13 protein-coding genes are annotated in these 15,707 nt (G+C 60.7%); 6 read left to right on the forward strand and 7 right to left on the reverse strand.

What is annotated here, in order from left to right; translation table 11 throughout:
- Positions 1-30: 30 nt before the first annotated feature.
- Both AB4O35_RS26960 and rlmKL read right to left on the reverse strand, forming a co-directional pair.
- Positions 31-2,433 carry a sensor domain-containing diguanylate cyclase gene (locus tag AB4O35_RS26960; protein WP_065946240.1) on the reverse strand — a complete coding sequence of 801 codons (2,403 nt, stop codon included), beginning with the start codon at positions 2,431-2,433 and terminating at the stop codon, positions 31-33.
- Between the two features lie 140 nt (positions 2,434-2,573).
- On the reverse strand, positions 2,574-4,838 hold the full coding sequence (rlmKL, locus tag AB4O35_RS26965) for a bifunctional 23S rRNA (guanine(2069)-N(7))-methyltransferase RlmK/23S rRNA (guanine(2445)-N(2))-methyltransferase RlmL (RefSeq protein ID WP_065881259.1): 2,265 nt from the start codon (positions 4,836-4,838) through the stop codon (positions 2,574-2,576).
- A 543-nt stretch (positions 4,839-5,381) separates the two neighbouring features.
- Between rlmKL and rmf the strand changes: the two genes are divergently transcribed.
- On the forward strand, positions 5,382-5,597 hold the full coding sequence (gene rmf, locus AB4O35_RS26970) for a ribosome modulation factor (protein ID WP_002553055.1): 216 nt from the start codon (positions 5,382-5,384) through the stop codon (positions 5,595-5,597).
- 341 nt (positions 5,598-5,938) lie between these two features.
- On the opposite strand, the gene AB4O35_RS26975 is transcribed toward rmf, so the two are convergent.
- The 5 genes from AB4O35_RS26975 to sctC form a co-directional block, all read right to left on the reverse strand.
- Entirely contained in the window at positions 5,939-6,958 is a 1,020-nt protein-coding gene (locus AB4O35_RS26975) for a quinone-dependent dihydroorotate dehydrogenase (protein WP_065946241.1), read from the reverse strand.
- Positions 6,959-7,044: 86 nt separating this feature from the next.
- Positions 7,045-7,506, reverse strand: a complete 462-nt coding sequence (locus tag AB4O35_RS26980) for a transglycosylase SLT domain-containing protein (protein WP_083207178.1) — start codon at positions 7,504-7,506, stop codon at positions 7,045-7,047.
- Positions 7,499-7,903, reverse strand: a complete 405-nt coding sequence (locus AB4O35_RS26985) for a winged helix-turn-helix domain-containing protein (protein ID WP_083207180.1) — start codon at positions 7,901-7,903, stop codon at positions 7,499-7,501. Before AB4O35_RS26985 ends, AB4O35_RS26980 begins: the two co-directional genes overlap by 8 nt.
- Before the next feature lie 155 nt (positions 7,904-8,058).
- Complete coding sequence (locus AB4O35_RS26990) at positions 8,059-8,283, reverse strand: FliM/FliN family flagellar motor switch protein (RefSeq protein ID WP_065873881.1); 225 nt, start codon at positions 8,281-8,283, stop codon at positions 8,059-8,061.
- A 15-nt stretch (positions 8,284-8,298) separates the two neighbouring features.
- On the reverse strand, positions 8,299-9,726 hold the full coding sequence (gene sctC, locus AB4O35_RS26995) for a type III secretion system outer membrane ring subunit SctC (protein WP_065881266.1): 1,428 nt from the start codon (positions 9,724-9,726) through the stop codon (positions 8,299-8,301).
- A 272-nt stretch (positions 9,727-9,998) separates the two neighbouring features.
- Here sctC and AB4O35_RS27000 point away from each other — a divergent pair, with 272 nt between their 5' ends.
- The 5 genes from AB4O35_RS27000 to cobA all read left to right on the forward strand — a co-directional run bounded on the left by AB4O35_RS27000 (position 9,999) and on the right by cobA (position 15,676).
- Positions 9,999-11,225: a CmpA/NrtA family ABC transporter substrate-binding protein gene (locus AB4O35_RS27000; protein WP_065889818.1), complete on the forward strand. Its 1,227-nt coding sequence runs from the start codon at positions 9,999-10,001 to the stop codon at positions 11,223-11,225.
- A gap of 13 nt (positions 11,226-11,238) precedes the next feature.
- On the forward strand, positions 11,239-11,814 hold the full coding sequence (locus AB4O35_RS27005; protein WP_065873884.1) for an ANTAR domain-containing response regulator: 576 nt from the start codon (positions 11,239-11,241) through the stop codon (positions 11,812-11,814).
- 210 nt (positions 11,815-12,024) lie between these two features.
- Positions 12,025-13,236 (forward strand): nitrate/nitrite transporter, encoded by a 1,212-nt coding sequence (locus tag AB4O35_RS27010; RefSeq protein WP_065873885.1) that lies wholly within the window; start codon positions 12,025-12,027, stop codon positions 13,234-13,236.
- Positions 13,236-14,906 (forward strand): bifunctional protein-serine/threonine kinase/phosphatase, encoded by a 1,671-nt coding sequence (locus AB4O35_RS27015; RefSeq protein WP_065881269.1) that lies wholly within the window; start codon positions 13,236-13,238, stop codon positions 14,904-14,906. The genes AB4O35_RS27010 and AB4O35_RS27015 overlap by 1 nt, the downstream gene beginning before the upstream one ends.
- Positions 14,907-14,932: 26 nt before the next feature.
- The gene (gene cobA, locus AB4O35_RS27020; protein ID WP_065881270.1) at positions 14,933-15,676 is read left to right on the forward strand and encodes a uroporphyrinogen-III C-methyltransferase; all 744 of its coding nucleotides are present in this window, start codon (positions 14,933-14,935) and stop codon (positions 15,674-15,676) included.
- The last annotated feature ends 31 nt before the right edge of the window (positions 15,677-15,707 follow it).

Here is a 15,707-nt window from a genome sequence, read left to right on the forward strand (position 1 = left end):
GATAGTGTTTTGCCTAGAAGACCCTGTTAATCAAGCCCGAAGCCGTTCCGCCTCGACGCGGTCGCGGCCCGCCTGCTTGGCCACGTACACCGCTGAGTCGGCGCGCAGCAGCAACCCGTCGACACCTTCATCCACCCGCCAGCTGGCCACGCCAAAGCTGGCGGTGACAGTGCCGACCGGCTCCATCGGTGCGCTGCGCAGTGACTTCCACAACTCTATGGCCAGGCTGTAGGCCTGCTCGCCATCGGTATGGGGGCACAGCACCATGAATTCCTCGCCTCCCAGGCGACAGAACACATCAGTGCGGCGCAGGCGCTGGCTGATGCGTTTGCACAACTCCTGCAATACCCCATCGCCGACGGCATGCCCATGCCTGTCGTTGATGCGCTTGAAGTGATCGATATCCAGCATGATCACCGACAGTGCCCCCGAGGTGCGGTTGAGCTTCACCATCTCGGCCCTCAGGCGATCCTGAAAATAGCGGCGGTTATGAATCCCGGTCAGGGAGTCAGTGATGGAAAGCGCGCGTAGCTCCTCTTCCACCCGCTTCAAGTCGGAAATATCCGACACATAGCCATGCCACAGCGTGCCGCCTCCCGGTAACTCTTCCGGGGTGGCCTCCCCACGAATCCAGCGCAGGCCGCGTTGTGGCAACTGCACCCGGTACTCTTCGCGCCAATGGCTCAACTGCAACGCGGACAAGCGGATCGATGCGCGCACCCGTTCCACATCCTGCGGATGGATACGCTCAAAGACCCTCTTCGCGTCTTGCTGCAATACGCCGGGCTCGATTTCATAGATGTCGCGCATGCCATCACTGGCGTAGATGAATTTCCAGTTGTTCTGGGGCTCCAGGGTGAACTGGAAGATGCCGCCGGGGACATGGGCGCTGAGTTTCTTGAGCAGGCGGTCCCGCGCCGCCAATGCCTCGTAGGCACGCTTTTGCTCGGTAATGTCCAGGTAAATCGCCAGGTGGCCGATCCACAAACCATGGTCGTCCAGCAGCACGGTGGCCAGCATGTTTACGGTCAACTGGCTGCCGTCTTCGCGGACCAAGGTCCATTCGCGGGCTTCGTGCAGGTTGTCCGGGCTTTCCACCAACATCGCCTGGCTCGCGGGAATACGCTTGCCCAAGGCCACACTCAAAGTGGCGGAACGCGCCTCCAGTTCCACCGCCAGGTGCAGGCTTTCCAGGGTGTGTGTGCCCACCACTTGCTCGGCCTCGAACCCCAGCATCTGCTCCGCACCGGCGTTGAAGGTGTTGATGACGCCGCGCAGGTCGGTGGCAATGATTGCGACCTGCGTGGCCGCATTGAGCACGCTGCGCAACTGGCCATGAGCCGCGCGTAACTCCTGCTCGCGCATACGCAGTTGCACGGTACGTTGCTCCACCAGTTTCAACGCGCGTTGGCGTTGGCTCACCAGTACATAGAGCAAGGCACTGAGCAACAGGCTGAGCAGGCCCCCCATGGTCAGAATCGCGGACAACGAAGAGTGGTTGGCCTGTTCGAATACCTGGCTCGGACGCAGGTTCAGGGCGTAGACGTGATCGCCCAGCGTCAGGCGGCGCGTGCCGACAAGGTCGTTTTTGCTGGCCCCGAACGTGCCGGACTCGAAAAGCACGCGCATGTGCAGGTCGGAGGTGTCGACTATCTGCATCATCAGGTTATCCCGGTCAGGCTTGGGCAAACCGTCGGCCACCAGCTGGCGAATGCTGATCACCGCCATCACATAGCCGTAGGGCTCGTTCTGGGATTGTCCGGAGATGGGCAAGTGGCTCACCGGCGCGACCAGTAACACTCCAGTGGCATAGGCCGGTTCTACGCCCACCCATTGCATGGGCTGGGACACCGCCAGCTTGCCGGTCTTTTGCGCACGCTCAAGGGCTGAACGCCGCAGGGGCTGGGCCAGCAGATCAAAGCCGAGTGGTGCACCCATCGGGTTTTGGGTCTGGCTGTACAACATTGGCACGTATTCATCGCGCTCGGTCGCAGGGGCCAGCTCACCCGCCGAATTCAACTCACGGATAACAAAGGGCACGCCTCCCCGCTCGGACACGTTTTGCTCAAACTGGCTGCGTTGTTCGCGATACACCCGGGGCGCCCAGGAGTATGCGAGGGTGCGCAACAACAAGGGCTGGGCAAAACCGTCGAATTCTTCGTGGGACACATCATCGGAATTGACAAAGAAACGCCGCAGGCTGTTCAGCCGCTGCTCCTGGTCTTCGAAACGTTCCTGCAGGCGGGTATAGCGTTCATTAACCAGCAATTGAAAGCGCTGGCGCAGTTGCTGCTGATAGAGGTCGGAGGCTGCCCAGGCAACAATGGCCGTCAAGGCAAATCCCGCCAGTAACACCACCAATGCCACCAGCCAAGCCGACGCCTGCTCATTGATAAAGCCTAGGATTTTCGGGCGAACAGCTTGCAGCGACATAGGCAACACTCACAGCGCCAGCGTGCGGGGGTGTCACTTTGGCTGGACCTTAAGTTATAGCCATCGACCTTGAGTTTGACCAGCGTAAAAAAGCCGCAAGCCCGGAATAATCCAGGCTTGCGGCTTTTTAGTGGCGGCGATCAGCGAGCAGTGATTTTCCACGCCCGGTGGATCTTCGCATTACGTGCGAAATCCGGGTCGATGGTCTTGTCACTGATCTCCTCGACCGCATAGCGTTCGCTGAGGTTGTCCTCCAACGCAAACTTGCGGAAGTTGTTCGAGAAGTACAGCACGCCGCCCGGTGCCAGGCGTGCCATGGCCAAGTCGAGCAATTGCACGTGGTCACGCTGTACGTCGAAGATGCCTTCCATGCGCTTGGAGTTGGAGAAGGTCGGCGGGTCGATGAAGATCATGTCGAACTCATCGCGGCTGGCTTCCAGCCACGCCATCACATCACCCTGCTCCAGGCGGTTCTTGTCGGAGAAACCGTTGAGCGAGAAGTTGCGACGCGCCCAGTCCAGGTAGGTCTTGGACAGGTCGACACTGGTGGTGCTGCGCGCACCGCCCTTGGCCGCGTGCACACTGGCGGTAGCGGTGTAGCAATACAAATTGAGGAAGCGCTTGCCGGCGGCTTCTTTCTGGATGCGCATGCGCATCGGACGGTGGTCGAGAAACAGGCCGGTGTCCAGGTAATCGGTGAGGTTGACCAGCAACTTCACGCCGCCTTCACTGACTTCGGTGAACTTGCCTTGGGCGCTCTGACGCTCGTACTGCTTGGTGCCGCTCTGACGCTCGCGGCGCTTGACCACCACGCGGCTCTTGTCGATGTTCAGGGCCTGGGGAATCGCAGCCAGGGCATCGAACATGCGCGCGGAGGCTTTTTCCGGGTCGATGGACTTCGGTGCGACATATTCCTGCACGTGGACCCAATCGTGATACAGGTCGATGGCCATGGAGTATTCCGGCATGTCGGCGTCGTACACCCGGTAGCAATCCACGCCTTCGCGCTTGGCCCACTTGCCCAGCAGCTTGAGGTTCTTCTGCAGGCGGTTGGCGAACATCTGCCCGCCTTCACTCAGGCGCGGCTGCTCAACCACAGGCGCCGGAGCGGGTTTGATCGGGTTGCCGTTCTTGTTGTACTGACGCTCTTGCGGCTCAGCCGGGGCTTGATCGTAAGCGGCTTGCTCACGTTCGGCCAAGCGCTGTTCCGGGGTGCGACGCTCACCGGTGACGAACTGGTCCGGGTTGACCTTGATCAGCAACAATTTGCACGGCAGGGCGCCGTTCCAGAACGAGTACTGCTTGTGGCTACGGATACCCATGCGCTTGCCCAGGTCCGGCGCGCCAGTGAATACCGCCGCTTCCCAGCCCATGCACGCTTGGCGCAGACGCTCGCCAAGGTTCTGGTAGAGGTACAACAGGCTGGCTTCGTCACCCAAACGCTCGCCGTACGGCGGGTTGCAGATGACCAGGCCTTTCTGGTTCTGGTCCGGGCGCGGCTCGAAGGTGCCGACTTCGCCCTGGTACACCTTGATCCAGTGGCTGAGGCCGGCACGCTCGATGTTATTGCGCGCGGGCTGAATCAGACGTGGGTCGGCTTCGTAGCCGCGAATCCACAGCGGCGGCTTGTTCATGCCGACGGCGGCACGTTCGGTGGCCTCGGTGTGCAGTTTTTTCCACAATGCCGGGACGTGACCCAGCCAGGTGGTGAAACCCCACAGTTCGCGATTCAGGTTGGGCGCCATGTCGGCAGCGATCATCGCGCCCTCCACCAGGAAGGTACCCACGCCGCACATTGGGTCGCTCAGCGCGCCGCCTTCAGCCGCAATGCGCGGCCAGCCGGCACGGATCAGGATCGCGGCCGCCAGGTTTTCTTTCAGCGGTGCCGCGCCCTGCTGCAGACGGTAGCCACGCTGGTGCAAGCTGTGGCCGGAAAGGTCGAGGGACAGGATCGCTTCGCCGCGGTCTAGGCGCAGGTGGATGCGCAGGTCCGGGTTGATCTTGTCGATGGACGGGCGTTCGCCGGTGGGGGTGCGCAGCTTGTCGACAATCGCATCCTTGACCTTCAGTGCGCCGAAGTGAGTGTTGTCGATGCCCGAACCATGGCCGCTGAATTCAACAGCAAGTGTGCCATCGGAGACCATATGGTCGGCCCACTCGATATCCAGCACGCCGTGGTAGAGGTCTTCGGCGTCCTTCATCGGGAAGCGCTTGAGTACCAGCAGCACGCGGTTGGCCAGGCGCGACCAGAGGCACAGGCGGTAGGCGGTTTCCATGTCGGCCATGCCGCGCACGGCCGAGGTGTGCTCGCGGGCTTCCTCAAGGCCAAGCCCGACGGCTTCCTCGATCAGCAGGCCTTCGAGGCCCTTGGGGCAGGTGAGGAAGAGTTCAAAACGGTCCGACATGGGGCATTCCAGGCTTTTCAGCAATAAATGAACGGGCGACGCATCGCCGGCTCGGTTTTCAATCAAGCACTTTTCTTGAAGAGTGCTCGCGTGGCACGAATGTGCCGTCCCACCCCGTCTGCCGGGCCCTTGGGCCCTCATCGACGAGGCAGAGAGAACTGTTTAACAACAAAACGCGTAACAAAAAGAAATATTCCGCCCTTTCGTCGAATAATAACCGACCGCAACGGACGGGCATTCTCACTAAAGGATTAAACCCATCCTCTTTGCAGGGCACATCATAGCTGGGTTTGCCGGATAAATGGGGCGAAAAGCCAGCCCAGCTTATGGCTATAGCATCGTTATCGTTACGTGCTTATGACAAAACGATCATTGAATCCATGTGACCTATTGGTTAGAACTCAACACAGGTTGGCGCCGTAACGACGCCGACACATAGGCTCGCCACGCCGGCAGCGAGCCCACCAACGGCAGAAAAACTCTGCCCGGCCCCAGACGAGGCCGAAGGATATCAAGACAGTCAACAAGTGAGGGAAACACCCTATGAGAAGACTTAAGCGTGATCCGTTGGAAAGAGCATTTTTACGCGGATATCAATATGGCGTTCATGGCAAATCCCGTGAGCTTTGCCCATTTACTCTACCGTCGGTACGCCAAGCCTGGATTAACGGCTGGCGAGAAGGACGCGGCGACAACTGGGACGGTATGACTGGCACTGCGGGAATCCACAGACTCAACGAACTTCACGCCGTCGGCTAATCAAGGGCAATTAATTCCGACATCACACCTTTGAATGTGTAACGACTTAACCACGCACGTCCTATCCGGGCGGCGGGCTTCGGCCCAGGGGGCTCCTTCAAGGAGCCCTTTTTATTGGCTGGCGCATAAGGGCCTGAGTCGCCTGTACCTTTATGGCGACGATTCGTAAGGCTGAAAAATCTTTTTGTAGTGAGCGGGCTTGCCCCGCGCTGGGCTGCGAAGCTGCCCCAACAAAGACACCTCCGAGTTTCAGGATAAACCCAGGTCGCCTGGTTTGGGGCCGCTTCGCAGCCCAGCGCGGGGCAAGCCCGCTCACTACAAGGTTGTGTAGATACCTTTAGCTATCGCAGTGCAGCGATTGCATCCACCGACTGGCGGATCAGCGCCGGGCCTTTATAGATGAAGCCGGAGTAGAGCTGCAGCAGGCTGGCACCCGCGGCGATCTTCTCGGCTGCGTGCTTGCCTTCGGTGATGCCACCGGCGGCGATAATCGGCAAACGCCCCGCCAATTCGGCAGCCAGCACCTTGACGATATGCGTGCTCTGCTCGCGCACCGGGGCACCCGACAGGCCACCCGCTTCATCGCCATGGGCCAGGCCTTCGACGCCTACGCGGCTGAGGGTGGTGTTGGTCGCGATCACCGCGTCCATGCCTGAGTCCACCAGGGCCTGGGCGACCAGCACGGTTTCCTCGTCGCTCATGTCCGGGGCAATCTTGATCGCCAACGGCACGCGCTTGCCATGGAGCACAGCCAGGTCTTCCTGGCGCTGACGCAAGGCTTCGAGCAGTTGCTTGAGGGAGTCGCCGAACTGCAGGCTACGCAGGCCCGGGGTGTTGGGCGAGCTGACGTTGACCGTGACGTAGCTGGCGTGGGCGTAGACCTTGTCCAGGCAGATCAGGTAGTCATCCACGGCACGTTCAACCGGGGTATCGAAGTTCTTGCCGATATTGATGCCCAGGATGCCTTTGTACTTCGCCGCTTGAACCCGCGACAGCAGATGATCAACCCCCAGGTTGTTAAAGCCCATGCGGTTGATGATCGCCTCGGCTTCCGGCAGGCGGAAGATACGCGGCTTGGGGTTACCCGGTTGCGGCCTTGGGGTCACGGTGCCGATTTCAACAAAACCGAAACCCAACTGAGCAAAACCATCAATGGCCGCACCGTTTTTATCCAGGCCAGCCGCCAGCCCGACCGGATTGGGGAAATCAAGCCCCATCACCGATACCGGCATTTTTGCCGGCGCCTTGCATACCAGGCCATTGAGCCCCAGGCGACCACCGGCACCGATCAGGTCCAGGGACAGATCGTGTGAAGTTTCCGGGGAGAGTTTGAACAACAGCTGGCGGGCCAGGGTATACATGGGCGGGCTAGACTCGGATGGCGGCGAAAGGTGGCGGCGATTATAGCCGGGGAGGCAGGGAGCGCGCGAGGCGTGAACCTCAATCGTCAGTAGCGATGCGCGACCAACTGCTCGTAATACGCCCAGATTTTCTGCGCATACCGCATGCGCAACGCCTCACGCTCGGGCCCGGAGCCCGTCCCAACGTTGTAGGAACCTACCGCTGTCCAGTTGTAGCCAAAGCGCTGGATGAACTCGGCGAGAATCGAAGCGCCCACCTCAACCGACAGGCAGGGCTCGTTGATCAGCCGTTCCTCGGTAATACCCTGCTCGAGCAGGCGAGGCAAATGGATGCTGTTGATCTGCATCAGGCCAATGTCCCGAGTGCCATTACGGTTGGCAAGATTCATCGCTTGTGCCCGATTACCTGACTCCACGACGGCGATCGCTTGCAGCAACTCGGGTTCGATATCGTAGTGCCTGGCGGCCTCCTCCCAGCAATAGGCCAAGGCTTGATGACTGGTCATCACCAGGCTCAACACCAAGCCTTTGCTCCAGAACCTAGCCACGGTTTATCGAACCAGGGCTGACTTGGCCGCAGGCCGAGCACACATGTCTCATGCAGCCCGGCGCATGCTCCTCGGCGGTGACCGGGCAAGTAAAGCGGTACCCTTGACCGTAGATCGTCTTGATAAACCCCTTGTCGACGCCAAGGTACTTGCGTAGTGAGTAAATGCAGCGCGTCAACGACTCCTCGGCCACCTCCCCCTGCGGCCAGGCCAGCTCCAGCAAGCGATCCTTGGTCATCAACGCGCCACCGGATGCCAGTAGCAGTCGCAACACCTGCCATTCCTTGGGCGGTAACTGAACATCCGAACCCTCGCCGGTCAGGCGACCGTCGTGATGCAGGGTCCAACGCGAAAAAACCAGGGAAGTCGTCGTCCCTGCATCATCCATGACGGCCATCATTACCTCGGCATCCGACTACTGACATTGAAGTCCTCATTTGCATCACTGGCTCATGTACCTAGGTCACGACTATAAAAACCTGCGTCCCGACTCACGCTAGGAAAAAGCCCATTCATCCAGCGGTTTTCGATACTGCTCTGTAAGACCTTTCGCTATCCGCCGCCTCCAGGCAGCCACGCCTGATACACCTCATGCAACTCAACCCCTAGCCTGTCCTCCAACTGCACCAGTTCGCCCAAGGCGAGTAATTGCCCATTCACCCGAACTTCCACGCAGTGGGTTATCTGCTGCGTCAATGGCAATATCTTTCCGGGCGCGAAGGCTGCCAGGCGCCTGCGGCTGATCAGCTGTTCCTGTAGAAGAATTTCCAGATGCATGGGTTACCACCTTGTTTACGGTGAAACATCGCGCCCCGGCCGCACAAAAGCACGTTGAACGCGCTCATATTGCGCGGCGGTCAAGGGTGGTGGCCCTACGCCCTCGTCCGGCCCCTTCAACGCGCCGCCCACCGCTCTGGCCTGGATCACAAATAGGCGCACTAGTGCCGGGCGACCAGCCCCCCGTCCTTCTGACTCCCTTTGAAACGCGCCCAGCCATAGGCGTCTGCCTTGGGGCACACGCACCACACTGTTGACGCCCACTCGTCCCACCGCTGTGTTTTTTTCACGCCGTCCCGGCTCGGTCATCTGGCGACCCTCGTCGACCTCAACGCGCATCTCGATCTGGTTGGCCTCGGCAAAACGCGGCAAGACACTGACTTGGGTGCCGTAACGCACTGGTGTCCAGCCGGTTTTGTCGTTTTCGGGAGGTGGCAGATAGAACGTGTGGTTGTCCTGAAACACCGCCGGCACGTTCTCCTGGGTGAGAATCACCGGCAGTGTTGTTACCTTCGCGCGCCGACGACGCTCCAATGCGCTGATCTGCACCATCAGGTGGCTATCGTCCAACGGCGCTAACACGCGCGATGTCGAAGCCTTGCTTTGCGTATCCCAATCCAAGCCCAGCGTCTTCAGTTCGTCGCGCTCCACATCCACCCACCACAGCGAGACCTCGATCGCGCGCTTGGGTATGTCGAGTTCCGCTACCAGTTTCTGGATGAAACTTACCTGCGCTGGCTTACCCTTGATAAGCAGGCTGTTGCTATCCGGGTAGGCGATAACGCCAAGGCTCTTGTCGGACAACAACCCCTTGTACTCGCTGGCCAGCAGGGTGTCGATCATCGACGCCATTCCCGGGACGGTGACCGGGCTGTCGCTTGTGCCGTACTGATGGTCCGCCACATCGGTGTTGAGCACTTGCACGACGCCAAAGGCCTGTGCCGCCACCCGTAACTCAGCCCTTTGACGGTCCATCAACTGGGCCAGGCGCAGCACCTGGTCGACATAATTCGGTGGGCCGGACACATAGAATGTTCGGCCGGTACTTTCACGCAAGGGATAGCGCGACTCATCCAGGCCCGAGCGGCGCATGAGGCTACGCAGCCTGTCGACGGAAATATGCCGCAAGGTCACCGCAGAGCTTTTAGCCTCGCCCGCGTCATAGACATACAGCGCTTGCCCGTCGCTGTACCAGATCAATCCTTGTTGCAACGCAAGCGTCTCCAGGGCCTGTTGCGGTGCATCGAAATCCAGCGCTGCGCTGAGGCGTTTGCGTGCCACCTCACGGCTGACAACGATGGGCAAGCCCAATGGCTCCGACAGTGCGGTAAACACGGTATGCAGGCTTTCATCCTGCGCCTGGTAAAGCCCGGCCCAGGCAACCGCACTTTCGGACACCAGCACGGCAAGCAGCGCAGTAAAAAACAGCCAGCGGCGGGGCATCGTTGCAAGGAAGTCGGCGTACACCGTGGGGTTTCCTGGGCGGTCTGGCATTAAGAATGCGGCCATACTGAAAGGCCGCCCGATTTCAATCTTGATGGAAAGTTGACGGCTGCCCGGGCCTCACCCCCGTGGCATGTGCCTTGCTATGCACTCTGTATCAGAGCACGCGCCAACGGCGGAGCGAGCTTACGGACAAAGGCGTCGTTACCCGCACTGGCTTACATCGCCATCTGAGGGAACGACGCTTTTTTTGAAAGAAAAGGTAGGTATTGATGAACGATTCTGTTGGCAACAGCCCGATGAACGACCCACTGGCGTGGGTCAACGGCAGTGATGCCCCGGAAAAGAGCAGCATCGACCTGGGCTTCATGGCTTTGAGCGACTGCGCATCAATAGTGGTAGCGGCCACCCAGGGCTTCGCTCAACCCTATGGCCTGACCCTGAACCTCAAGCGCCAATCGTCCTGGGCCAACCTGCGCGACAAACTGGTCAGCGGCGAACTGGACGCCGCCCACAGCCTGTACGGGCTGATTTATGCCGTGCACCTGGGCATCGGCGGCGTAGCGTCCACCGACATGGCGGTACTGATGGGGCTTAACCAGAACGGCCAGAGCATCAACCTGTCCCACGGGTTGCAGCAACAAGGGGTGATCACTCCTGAGGCACTGGAACGCCATGTGCACCAAAGCCGAACAAAACTGACCTTTGCTCAGACCTTTCCCACAGGCACCCACGCCATGTGGTTGTATTACTGGCTGGCGAGCCAAGGCATTCATCCCTTGCGGGATGTGGACAGCGTGGTGGTCCCGCCACCGCAAATGGTTGCGCACCTGCACGCCGGACGCATCGATGGTTTTTGCGTCGGCGAACCCTGGTGCGCCAGTGCGGTCAAGCAAAACCAAGGGTTTACCCTGGCAACAACCCAGGCGATCTGGCCGGATCATCCAGAAAAGGTGCTCGGCTGTACCCAGGCGTTTGTCGACCAGTACCCCAACACCGCGCGCGTACTGGTAATGGCGATCCTGGAGGCCAGTCGATTTATCGAAGAAAGCACCGAAAACCGCCGTTCCACCGCGCAACTGCTCAGTGGCCGCGAGTACCTCGACGCCCCACTCGACTGCATCGAACCGCGCCTGCTCGGCGCCTACAACGATGGCCTGGGCAACCGGTGGCAGGATCCCCACGCCTTGCGCTTTTTTGCTGATGGCGAGGTGAACCTGCCCTACCTCTCTGACGGCATGTGGTTCATGACCCAGTTTCGGCGCTGGGGCCTGCTGCGTGAAGACCCGGACTATCTCGGCGTTGCGCGCCAAGTGCAGCAGTTGCCGCTGTTTCGCCAGGCGGCCGACGCGCTGGGTATCACGGCGAAAGACCAGGACATGCGCAGCAGCCAACTGATCGACGGCAAAATCTGGGACGGTTCCGACCCCGCCGGCTATGCCCGCAGCTTCCGCCTGCATGCCCTGGCCAACACCACCCACCGCCAAGCCTTGCGCTGACAGGAGGACTTCCATGCTGCGAATCCTGTTGATCAACGACACACCGCGCAAAGTCGGCCGACTTAGGACGGCGCTGATCGAGGCCGGTTTTGAAGTCATCGACGAGTCCGGCTTGACCATCGACCTGCCCGCACGCGTCGAAACAGTGCGCCCGGACGTGATCCTGATCGATACCGAGTCACCGGGCCGTGATGTGATGGAGCAAGTGGTATTGGTCAGCCGCGACCAACCCCGGCCGATTGTGATGTTCACCGACGAACACGACCCAAGCGTGATGCGCCAGGCTATCAAATCCGGTGTCAGCGCTTATATCGTCGAAGGCATCCAGGCCGAGCGCCTGCAGCCGATCCTCGATGTGGCCATGGCGCGCTTCGAAAGCGACCAGGCCTTGCGCGCTCAGCTTCACGCTCGAGACCAGCAACTGGCCGAACGCAAGCGCATCGAGCTGGCCAAGGGCATGCTGATGAAAATGAAGGAATGCAATGAGGAAGAGGCCTACACCTTGATGCGCCGGCAGGCCATGAGTCGCCAGCAGAAACTGATCCAGGTGGCGGAGCAGATTATCGCCATGAGTGAGTTGCTCGGCTGATGTGGCGCAGCTCTTGCTAAGTAAACATCACAGGTAGCCAACGGCGGTTGCCCCTCCACGACAAAGACGTCGCACACCCGGTTTGCCCTCGCGAACCCGGTGGCGGCGTTTTTTCGTTTTGGCCCCCGCTAAAGGGGCCGGTGGGGCGGCCTTAACCGGCTGTTCCATCACCAGGCCTTCTTACAAGACTCCCAACCGTTGAGGTGCGTGATGAAATCAAGCTTCTGGAAATCCGGGCACACCCCGACCCTGTTTGCCGCGTTCCTGTATTTCGACCTGAGCTTCATGGTCTGGTACCTGCTGGGCCCACTGGCGATACAAATTGCCGCCGACTTGCACTTGACCACTCAACAGCGCGGCTTGATGGTCGCAACGCCCATCCTCGCCGGTGCGATTTTGCGCTTTCTGATGGGGATGCTGGCTGACAAGCTGTCGCCGAAGACCGCGGGGCTGATTGGCCAGGTGATTGTGATCTGCGCCCTGTTCGTCGCCTGGAAGCTGGGAATCCACAGTTACGAGCAAGCCTTGCTGTTGGGCGTGTTCCTCGGCATGGCCGGCGCATCGTTTGCCGTCGCACTGCCACTGGCCTCCCAATGGTACCCGGCAGAACACCAGGGCAAGGCCATGGGCATCGCCGGCGCGGGCAACTCCGGCACTGTATTCGCCGCATTGTTGGCGCCTGTGCTGGCGGCCGCTTTTGGCTGGAACAACGTCTTCGGCTTTGCCGTGATTCCACTGGTGTTGACCCTGATTGTCTTTGCCTGGCTGGCGCGCAACGCCCCTGAACGCCCGAAAGCCAAATCCATGGCTGACTACTTCAAGGCCCTGGGCGACCGTGACAGCTGGTGGTTCATGTTTTTCTACAGCGTGACCTTTGGCGGGTTTATCGGCCTGGCCAGCGCCCTGCCCGGCTACTTCAACGACCAGTACGGCCTGAGCCCGGTGACCGCCGGTTACTACACCGCCGCCTGCGTGTTCGGCGGCAGCCTGATGCGCCCCCTGGGTGGCGCCTTGGCGGACCGTTTCGGCGGGATTCGTACCCTGTTGGGCATGTACAGCGTGGCGGCGATTTGTATCGCAGCGGTGGGTTTCAACCTACCGAGTTCCTACGCGGCACTGGCACTTTTCGTCTGCACGATGCTCGGCCTGGGTGCCGGGAATGGCGCGGTGTTCCAACTGGTGCCACAGCGTTTCCGTCGCGAGATCGGCGTGATGACCGGCCTGATCGGCATGGCCGGCGGTATCGGCGGTTTTGCTCTGGCGGCGGGCATGGGCGCGATCAAACAAAGCACCGGCAGCTATCAACTGGCCCTGTGGCTGTTCGCCAGCCTGGGCGTGTTGGCCTGGTTCGGCTTGCATGGCGTGAAGCGTCGCTGGAGGACCACCTGGGGCTCGGCTGCCGTGACGGCTGCGCGGGTCTGATGAGCCTGCAACTGAGCGTCGCCCAAGCCAGTGCCATCGGCCCACGGGCGGAAAACCAGGACGCGCTGCGGGTGGTGACTCCTGTGGCCGAACTGGCGGCGAGCAAAGGTTACTTGTGCGCCATCGCCGACGGCGTAAGCCAGTGCGCCGACGGTGGTCTGGCCGCGCGCACGACCCTGCAGGCGCTGGCGTTGGATTACTACGCCACGCCGCAAACCTGGGGCGTGGCCCAGGCCCTGGAACGTTTGCTGCTGGCACAGAATCGCTGGCTGCAGGCGAATGGCGGTGGTCAGCCCTTGCTGACCACCCTCAGCGCCCTGGTGTTTCGCGGCCAGCGCTTTACCCTGGCGCACGTCGGCGATTGCCGGGCCTATCGTTGGCTGGATGGCGAATTGCAGCGCATCAGCGAGGATCACGTGTGGGAACAACCGGGCATGCAACATGTGCTCAAGCGCGCGCTCGGCCTGGATCAACACCTGGTGTTGGATTTTCTCGACGGCCAACTGCGCGAAGGCGAATGTTTCCTGCTGCTCAGTGATGGCGTATGGGCGACGTTGGGTGATCAGCGCATCCGCGCGATTTTACGCGAGCAAACGGACCTGGATCTGGCGGTCAACACGCTGGTGAGCGCCGCACACCTGGCCGGCAGCCAAGACAATGCCAGCGCACTGCTGGTGCGCATCGACAGCCTAGGTGCAGCCATGCTCGGCGACGCCTTGGTGCAGTTGCAGCAATGGCCCCTGCCACCACCGCTGAAAGCCGGGCAACACTTCGAAGGCTGGCACGTGGAGACCGTTCTGGCGCAAAGCCGACAGTCGTTGTTGTACCGGGTAAGGGACGCCCAGCAGCAACCCTGGCTGCTGAAAACCCTGCCGTTGAGCCGTGACGATGATCGCGACGCCGGCCAGGCATTGCTGTCGGAGGAATGGTTTTTAAGGCGGGTTGCAGGGCGGGCATTTCCTGAAGTGCATGTCGCCAGCGGGCGCCAGCATCTGTACTACGTGATGCGTGAATATTCCGGTGAAACCCTGGCTGAACTGTTCCAGCGCCAAGGTCCATTGCCCCTGGCGCAATGGCAGTCTATGGCCGAACGCTTGCTGCGGGCGGTGGGGATGCTGCATCGGCGGCAGATCCTGCACCGTGATATCAAGCCGGAAAACCTCCTGCTGGGGGACGACGGCGAACTGCGGGTGCTGGATTTCGGCCTGGCGTACTGCCCAGGCCTGTCGGAAGACCATCCCCATGCACTGCCGGGCACGCCAAGCTTCATAGCACCGGAGGCATTCAATGGCGACCGTCCTACGGCCCAACAGGATTTATACAGTGTCGGCGTCGCCCTTTATTACCTGCTGACCGGGCATTACCCCTACGGTGAAATCGAAGCCTTCCAACGGCCAAGGTTTACCCACCCTGTCAGCGCCAGCCGCTATCGCCCCGACCTGCCGGATTGGTTGCCCCTGAGCCTGGAAAGGGCCGTGGCTGCCCATCCGACAAACCGCTATGAAACCGCCGAAGAGTGGTTGCGGGTGCTGGAACAGGCTGACCGGCAGGAACTGAGCATCCGCCCCAGGCCGTTGCTGGAGCGTGAACCCTTGAAGGTCTGGCGCGCGCTGGGGTTGATCTCAATGCTGATCAACCTGGTGCTGTTGTACTCACTCTTTCACAGCTGACGTCATCCCTGGACGAGGAAAAACCTATGAACGCAAAAGTCTGGCTGGTAGGCGCAGGTCCCGGTGACCCGGAGCTGTTGACCCTCAAGGCCGTTCGGGCCATGCGCGAAGCCGATGTGGTACTGATCGATGATCTGGTCAACCCGGCGGTGCTGGAACACTGTGCTCAAGCGCGGGTGATTACCGTGGGCAAACGCGGTGGCTGTCGCTCGACTCCACAGGATTTTATCCACCGCCTGATGCTGCGTTATGCGCGCCAAGGCAAATGCGTGGTGCGGCTCAAGGGTGGCGACCCGTGCATTTTCGGCCGCGGTGGTGAAGAAGCAGTGTGGTTGCGTGAGCGAGGCGTCGAGGTGGAATTGGTCAACGGGATTACTGCCGGCTTGGCCGGCGCTACGAATTGCGCGGTTCCGTTGACGTTACGCGGGGTAAGCCGTGGCGTGACCCTGGTCACGGCGCACACTCAGGACGACAGCAGCCTGAATTGGCGTGCGCTGGCAGAGGGCGGGACAACCTTGGTGGTGTATATGGGCGTGGCGAAACTGGAGGAAATTCGCCAGCAATTGCTGGATGGCGGGATGACGCCGGATATGCCGGTGGCGATGATTGAAAATGCATCGTTGCCGCAGCAAAGGGAATGCCGCAGCGATCTGTCCCATATGCATGAGGATGCCCGTGCGTTTGCCCTGAAGAGCCCGGCAATCCTGGTGATCGGCCGCGTTGCCGCCACCGAACAGGCTGTTTGCCTGGCAGAGGCAGCCCGCGCCTGAGGCAAATCCCAGGCGAAAAAAAGCCCGGCCT

Source organism: Pseudomonas sp. H1_A03 (assembly GCF_054685145.1).

What these genes read in the sequence shown, in the direction of transcription:
- AB4O35_RS26960 (WP_065946240.1), bottom strand. Translation starts at nt 2,433, where the DNA reads ATGTCGCTGCAAGCTGTTCGCCCGAAAATCCTAGGCTTTATCAATGAG.
- rlmKL (WP_065881259.1), bottom strand. Translation starts at nt 4,838, where the DNA reads ATGTCGGACCGTTTTGAACTCTTCCTCACCTGCCCCAAGGGCCTCGAA.
- rmf (WP_002553055.1), top strand. Translation starts at nt 5,382, where the DNA reads ATGAGAAGACTTAAGCGTGATCCGTTGGAAAGAGCATTTTTACGCGGA.
- AB4O35_RS26975 (WP_065946241.1), bottom strand. Translation starts at nt 6,958, where the DNA reads ATGTATACCCTGGCCCGCCAGCTGTTGTTCAAACTCTCCCCGGAAACT.
- AB4O35_RS26985 (WP_083207180.1), bottom strand. Translation starts at nt 7,903, where the DNA reads ATGGCCGTCATGGATGATGCAGGGACGACGACTTCCCTGGTTTTTTCG.
- AB4O35_RS26990 (WP_065873881.1), bottom strand. Translation starts at nt 8,283, where the DNA reads ATGCATCTGGAAATTCTTCTACAGGAACAGCTGATCAGCCGCAGGCGC.
- sctC (WP_065881266.1), bottom strand. Translation starts at nt 9,726, where the DNA reads ATGCCCCGCCGCTGGCTGTTTTTTACTGCGCTGCTTGCCGTGCTGGTG.
- AB4O35_RS27000 (WP_065889818.1), top strand. Translation starts at nt 9,999, where the DNA reads ATGAACGATTCTGTTGGCAACAGCCCGATGAACGACCCACTGGCGTGG.
- AB4O35_RS27005 (WP_065873884.1), top strand. Translation starts at nt 11,239, where the DNA reads ATGCTGCGAATCCTGTTGATCAACGACACACCGCGCAAAGTCGGCCGA.
- AB4O35_RS27010 (WP_065873885.1), top strand. Translation starts at nt 12,025, where the DNA reads ATGAAATCAAGCTTCTGGAAATCCGGGCACACCCCGACCCTGTTTGCC.
- AB4O35_RS27015 (WP_065881269.1), top strand. Translation starts at nt 13,236, where the DNA reads ATGAGCCTGCAACTGAGCGTCGCCCAAGCCAGTGCCATCGGCCCACGG.
- cobA (WP_065881270.1), top strand. Translation starts at nt 14,933, where the DNA reads ATGAACGCAAAAGTCTGGCTGGTAGGCGCAGGTCCCGGTGACCCGGAG.